Origin of the sequence: Methylobacterium sp., assembly GCF_019750675.1 — a bacterium.
Taxonomy (GTDB): domain Bacteria; phylum Pseudomonadota; class Alphaproteobacteria; order Rhizobiales; family Beijerinckiaceae; genus Methylobacterium.
This window is the reverse complement of sequence record NZ_JAIEOF010000146.1, coordinates 1-4,931: the sequence shown is the minus strand read 5'-3', so window position 1 is coordinate 4,931 and position 4,931 is coordinate 1. Positions and strand designations below refer to the sequence as shown.

Sequence of the window (4,931 nt, the reverse complement as noted above, 5' to 3'; positions counted from 1 at the left end):
ATCCGCGACGAATCCGTCGACGGCGCCCGGCGCCACCGGCACGCCCTCGGCCTGACGGTGTTCGCCCGGCCCGGCTCGACCCGCAGCGCCGTCGACGTCGCCGAGCGCATCGCCGATCTCCTGCACGACGCGCCGCTCAGCCTCGCCGGCCACGCCCTGGTGCGCCTCGACCTCGCCTCCATCGCGGTGCGCCGCGATCCGGCGAGCGGCGAGACCCGCGCCGTCCTGAACCTCGGCGCGATCACCGAGCGCCTGCCCGCCTGATTCCCCAGAACCCTCGGAGCCCACCATGGCAGCCCAACGCGGCAAGGACCTGCTCATCCGCATCGCCTCCGGCAGCGGCTTTCTCGCGGTGGCGGGCCTGCGCGCCCGACAGATCGCCTTCAACACCGAAACGGTGGACGTCACGAACGCCGATTCCGCCGGGCGCTGGCGCGAGCTCCTGGCCGGAGCGGGGGTGCGCCGCGCCGCCCTCTCGGGCTCCGGCGTGTTCCGCGACGAAGCCTCCGATGCCCGCCTGCGGCAGGTGTTCTTCGACGGCGCCCTGGAGACCTACCAGGTCGTGGTGCCGGGCTTCGGCACCCTGGAAGGCCTGTTCCAGATCACCAGTCTGGAATACCGCGGCGATCACGCCGGCGAGGTGACCTTCGACATGGCCCTCGACTCGGCCGGCCCCCTCGCCTTCACGGCCGCCTGATGGCCAACCGCAGGCGCGGCGAGGTGGCCCTGGCCCTGGGCCCCGAGCGCTACACCCTCTGCCTCACCCTCGGGGCGCTGGCCGAACTCGAGGACGCCCTCGGGGCCGCCGATCTGAGCGACCTCGCCGCCCGCTTCGCGGACGGCCGGCTGAAGAGCCGCGACCTCGTCGCGCTCCTCGGCGCGGCGCTACGCGGCGGCGGCCACGCCCTCGACGATGCCGCCGTCGCGGCCCTGCCGCTGGCCGGCGACCTGGAGGCGATCGGGACGGCGATCGGCGCCGTGCTCGCCGCCGCCTTCGGCGAGGCCTCCGAGAACCCTTGAGCCCCACGGGCGGGACCGCGCCGGAGCCGCCCTCCGCCTTCCCGTGGGACGCGGCGCTGGCGCTCGGCCTCGGCCGGCTGCGCTGGCGCCCGCGCGATTTCTGGCGCGCCACGCCGCGCGAACTGATGGCCGCCGCCGGCCTGACCGGCCCCCGCGCCGCCCTCGACGGGGCGGGCCTGCGGGACCTGATCGGGCGCTACCCCGACCCGACCTGACCCGAGGGACCCCGCCATGGCCGAGACCGAGACCGACCGAACCGCCGCGGCCCGCGCCCGCCAGCTGGAGACCCTCGACCGGCTCGCCCAGCGCTTCGGTCAAAGCCTGTCGAAGGCCCTCAGCACCAATGTCGGGGCCGGGCGCCAGCTCGACAGCGTGCTCGGCACCCTGGCGACGAAGCTCTCCAGCGTGGCGATCAAGGCGGCCCTGACCCCGGTCAAGGCCGGGATCACCCGGCTGGTGAACAGGCTGATCGGGGCGGGCGCCGGCGGCGCCGACACGGCCTTCGCGCGCGGCGGCGTCCTCCAGCAGGGCCGCGTGCGCCCGTTCGCGGCCGGCGGCGTGGTGGCAGCACCCACCTACTTTCCCATGCGCGACGGCCTCGGCCTGATGGGCGAGGCCGGGCCGGAGGCGATCCTGCCGCTCAAGCGCGGCAGCGACGGGCGCCTCGGCGTCGCGGCCGGCGGCCAGGGCGCCGCCCCCGTGACCATCCACATCGCCACCCCCGACCTCGAGAGCTTCCGCCGCTCGGAGGCGCAGGTGGCCGCCGGCCTCGCCCGCGCGGTGGCCCGGGGCCGGCGCGGCTTGTGAGACCAACGGCCGTTGACTTCGACTCTTCGGCGATCGGCCGAAGGCCAAGCGCGAATGCGCGCCGCCGCTCATGCGGCGGAACGCCTTTGACCGGTCACGGTCAAAGGCCGATGGAACGAGGAGGAGCGCACCATGGCCGACGCACCGCCGAGCGACTTCCACGAAGTCCGCTTTCCCCTCGACGTCGCCCTGCGCGGCAGCGGCGGCCCGAGCCGGCTCACCGAGATCGTGACCCTGGCCTCGGGGCGCGAGCACCGCAACAGCCGCTGGGCCGATTCGCGCCGGCGCTACGATGCCGGCTTCGGCATCCGCACCCTCGATGCGCTCCACGCGGTCTTGAGCTTCTTCGAGGAGCGGCGGGGCCGGCTCTACGGCTTCCGCTACCGCGACCGGGTCGATTCGACCTCCGGGCCGCCCTCGCGGGGAATCGCGGCCACCGACCAGGTCCTCGGCCTCGGGGACGGGACCGCCCGCGTGTTCCAGCTCGCCAAGACCTACGGCACCGGGCCGATGCCCTACCGCCGGACCATCGCCAAGCCGGTGGGCGAGAGCGTGCGGGTGGCGGTGAACGGCGTCGCGGTGCCGGCCGCCAAGGTCGCCTGCGACGCCACCACCGGGCGCCTCACCTTCGCGGCCGACGCCGTGCCGGGGGCAGGCGCGCGCGTGACGGCGGGCTTTGCCTTCGACGTCCCGGTCCGCTTCGACACCGACGACCTCACCGTCGACCTCTCGGCCTTCGCCGCCGGGGAGATCCCGCGGGTGCCGCTCATCGAGATCGTGCCGTAGGGGGCGAGAACCGCAGCGGCCAGGCACCGGGGCGCCGGACCACCGTGTGGGGCGTGAAGCGCCAGAGCCGTTCGGCGCCGGGGAACGCCGCAAGGTCGGGGGCGTCGAGGATCACCTGCGCGTGCCCGGTCGTCTGCACGAGGTCGCCGGTGGCGAAGTCGATGAACAGGAGACCGGCGCGCGGGTTGGCGAGCATGTTGCCCAGGGTGTTGAAGAACCGGTTGCCGGAATAATCCGGCACCGTCAGGACACCGTCGGCATCCACCCGGACGAAGCCCGCGGGGCCCCCGCGATGCGAGACGTCGACCTGCCGGATGCCGTCCGCGCCGGGCGCGTAGCTGGCGACGAAGAACGTCTCGGCGTTCGTCACGAGGGCGCGGGCCTGCGCGTCGAGGCGATGCGACACGAGCGGGGCGGCCGCCGCCGCCGGGACCGGCTCCGGATCGGTCCGGACCCGGATGTATTGCGGGCAGTTGCCGAAGCTCTGCGCCACGCGGATCGAAAAGCCGTCCGCCGCCCCGCGCGCCACGGTCCCGTTCAGGCGGTTGCGCCGCCGCGTGCCGAGGTCGATCCCGAGGAGGCCCACGGCGGCTCCGTCCGCGAGCCCCGCCTCGGCCGGATCGCCGGGCTCGGGCGCCGCCCGCACCCGCAGGTGTTCGGGATCGGGCGCGTCGAGGAAGCCTGGGGCCCCGGTCCGCAAAGTCGCCCAGGCCTCGCCGTCCGGATCGACCGTGCCCAGGACCACGAAGGGCAGGTGGGCGTAGAAGGCGCGGTGCTGCTCGATCAGGTGGTCGCGGATGACGCGGGGGCCGAGCTCGGCCATCCGCTCGGCGACGCCGAGATGCGCCTGGATGGCGACCTCGCCCGCGTGCCAGGGTGCGGTGGGCGATTCGGAGAGAGTCACATCGAAGAGGGTCATGGGCTTTCTCCTCGGGTCGGGGGTGAGGCTCAGGCGGTGCGCAGGCCCGCGCGCGTCTGCGGGAAGGGCACGAAGCCCGGCAGGGCCTCGATGCGGGCGAGCCAGGCGCGGACCGCGCCGTAGGGGGCGAGATCGACATTCCCCTCGGGGGCGGCGGCGACGTAGCTGTAGAGCGCCACGTCCGCGAGGGTCGGGTGGTCGGCCGCGAGCCAGGGCCGGTCGGCGAGTTCCGCCTCGATCCGGCCCAGGATGAGATGGGCCCGGGCGATGACCTCGGCCGCGTCGAAGGCCGCGCCGAACACGGTGATGAGACGCGCGGCCGCCGGGCCGAAGGCGATGGGACCGGCCGCCACCGAGAGCCAGCGCTGCACCCGCGCCGCGCCGGCCGCGTCCTCCGGCAGCCAGTCGGTGCGGCCGAGGCTTTTGGCCAGGTAGACCAGGATGGCGTTGGAATCCGGCACGACCGTCTCGCCGTCGACGAGCACCGGCACCTGGCCGAAGGGATTCAGCTTCAGGAAGTCCGGCGCCTTGTGCTCGCCCTTCGCGAGGTCGACCTCGACGATCTCGCAGGGCTCGCCGAGGAGGGACAGGAACAGGCGGGCCCGGTGGGCGTGGCCCGACAGCGCGACGTGGAACAGCTTCATGGGAGGTCTCCGCGAGGTTCGGCCGGGGCACCGGCGACACCCGCATTCAAGCCCCTGCGCACGGCGATGAGAATGCGCTTTCCACGCAAGCCACTCTTCCGCCAAATGGAACAATCGAGGGTTTGCGGAGGACGGCATGGATCGATGGCAGGCGATGCGGGTCTTCGTCCGCGTGGCGGAGAGCGGGGGCTTTGCCGGAGCGGCGCGCCAGCTCGGCATGAGCCCGCCGGCCGTGACCCGGGCGGTGGCCGCCCTCGAGGACAGGATCGGGACCCGGCTCCTGACGCGCACCACCCGCACGGTGAAGCTCACCGAGGCGGGCGGGCGCTACCTCGAGGATTGCCGGCGCATCCTGGCCGAGATCGAGGAGGCGGAGGCGGCCGCCTCCGGCTCCACCGTCACGCCCTCCGGAACCCTGACCGTCACCGCGCCCGTGCAGTTCGGCCGCCTCTACGTGCTGCCCGTGATCACGGACTACCTCGCGCGCCACCCCGCCGTCGGTGCCCGCGCCCTGTTCCTCGACCGGGTGATCAACATGATCGACGAGGGCGCCGACGTGGGCATCCGCATCGGCCCGCTGGCCGATTCCGGCCTCACGGCGATCCGGGTTGGCACCGTCCGCCGGGTGCTCTGCGCGGCGCCGGACTACCTCGACCGGCACGGCGCTCCCGCGACCGTGCGGGACCTGCGCGACCACGCCGTGATCGGCTCGGCCAGCACCGGGCCGGGGGGCTTCGGGCAAGGGGGCTTCGGGC

Annotated in this window: 9 protein-coding genes; 7 read left to right on the top strand and 2 right to left on the bottom strand. The window is 74.3% G+C overall.

Features of this window, described 5'->3' with window-relative positions:
- From K2X24_RS07695 to K2X24_RS07670, 6 genes are all read left to right on the top strand, one after another.
- A partial coding sequence (locus K2X24_RS07695) for a DUF3168 domain-containing protein (protein WP_292496407.1) occupies window positions 1–264 on the top strand: 264 nt, incomplete at its 5' end.
- Between the two features lie 25 nt (window positions 265–289).
- The gene (locus K2X24_RS07690) at window positions 290–697 is read left to right on the top strand and encodes a phage major tail protein, TP901-1 family (RefSeq protein WP_292496405.1); all 408 of its coding nucleotides are present in this window, start codon (window positions 290–292) and stop codon (window positions 695–697) included.
- On the top strand, window positions 697–1,020 hold the full coding sequence (locus tag K2X24_RS07685; RefSeq protein WP_238280684.1) for a gene transfer agent family protein: 324 nt from the start codon (window positions 697–699) through the stop codon (window positions 1,018–1,020). Before K2X24_RS07690 ends, K2X24_RS07685 begins: the two co-directional genes overlap by 1 nt.
- Entirely contained in the window at window positions 1,017–1,235 is a 219-nt protein-coding gene (locus K2X24_RS07680) for a phage tail assembly chaperone (protein WP_292496401.1), read from the top strand. Before K2X24_RS07685 ends, K2X24_RS07680 begins: the two co-directional genes overlap by 4 nt.
- 16 nt (window positions 1,236–1,251) lie before the next feature.
- A complete protein-coding gene (locus K2X24_RS07675; protein WP_292496399.1) occupies window positions 1,252–1,827 on the top strand; it encodes a phage tail tape measure protein in 576 nt (191 codons plus the stop codon).
- Between the two features lie 132 nt (window positions 1,828–1,959).
- Complete coding sequence (locus K2X24_RS07670; RefSeq protein ID WP_292496396.1) at window positions 1,960–2,613, top strand: DUF2460 domain-containing protein; 654 nt, start codon at window positions 1,960–1,962, stop codon at window positions 2,611–2,613.
- On the opposite strand, the gene K2X24_RS07665 is transcribed toward K2X24_RS07670, so the two are convergent.
- Window positions 2,594–3,532 (bottom strand): pyridoxamine 5'-phosphate oxidase family protein, encoded by a 939-nt coding sequence (locus K2X24_RS07665; RefSeq protein WP_292496394.1) that lies wholly within the window; start codon window positions 3,530–3,532, stop codon window positions 2,594–2,596. The two genes, K2X24_RS07670 and K2X24_RS07665, sit on opposite strands and share 20 nt — an antisense overlap.
- A gap of 29 nt (window positions 3,533–3,561) precedes the next feature.
- Window positions 3,562–4,176, bottom strand: coding sequence for a glutathione S-transferase family protein (locus tag K2X24_RS07660; protein WP_292496392.1), 615 nt, complete (start codon window positions 4,174–4,176; stop codon window positions 3,562–3,564).
- Window positions 4,177–4,312: 136 nt separating this feature from the next.
- On the opposite strand from K2X24_RS07660, the gene K2X24_RS07655 reads away from it, so the two are divergent.
- On the top strand, window positions 4,313–4,931 hold a 619-nt coding region (locus K2X24_RS07655; RefSeq protein ID WP_292496389.1), incomplete at its 3' end, for a LysR family transcriptional regulator.

Coding starts and splice junctions, on each gene's coding strand:
- K2X24_RS07660 (WP_292496392.1), bottom strand. CDS start 4,176: ATGAAGCTGTTCCACGTCGCGCTGTCGGGCCACGCCCACCGGGCCCGC.
- K2X24_RS07690 (WP_292496405.1), top strand. CDS start 290: ATGGCAGCCCAACGCGGCAAGGACCTGCTCATCCGCATCGCCTCCGGC.
- K2X24_RS07670 (WP_292496396.1), top strand. CDS start 1,960: ATGGCCGACGCACCGCCGAGCGACTTCCACGAAGTCCGCTTTCCCCTC.
- K2X24_RS07685 (WP_238280684.1), top strand. CDS start 697: ATGGCCAACCGCAGGCGCGGCGAGGTGGCCCTGGCCCTGGGCCCCGAG.
- K2X24_RS07665 (WP_292496394.1), bottom strand. CDS start 3,532: ATGACCCTCTTCGATGTGACTCTCTCCGAATCGCCCACCGCACCCTGG.
- K2X24_RS07675 (WP_292496399.1), top strand. CDS start 1,252: ATGGCCGAGACCGAGACCGACCGAACCGCCGCGGCCCGCGCCCGCCAG.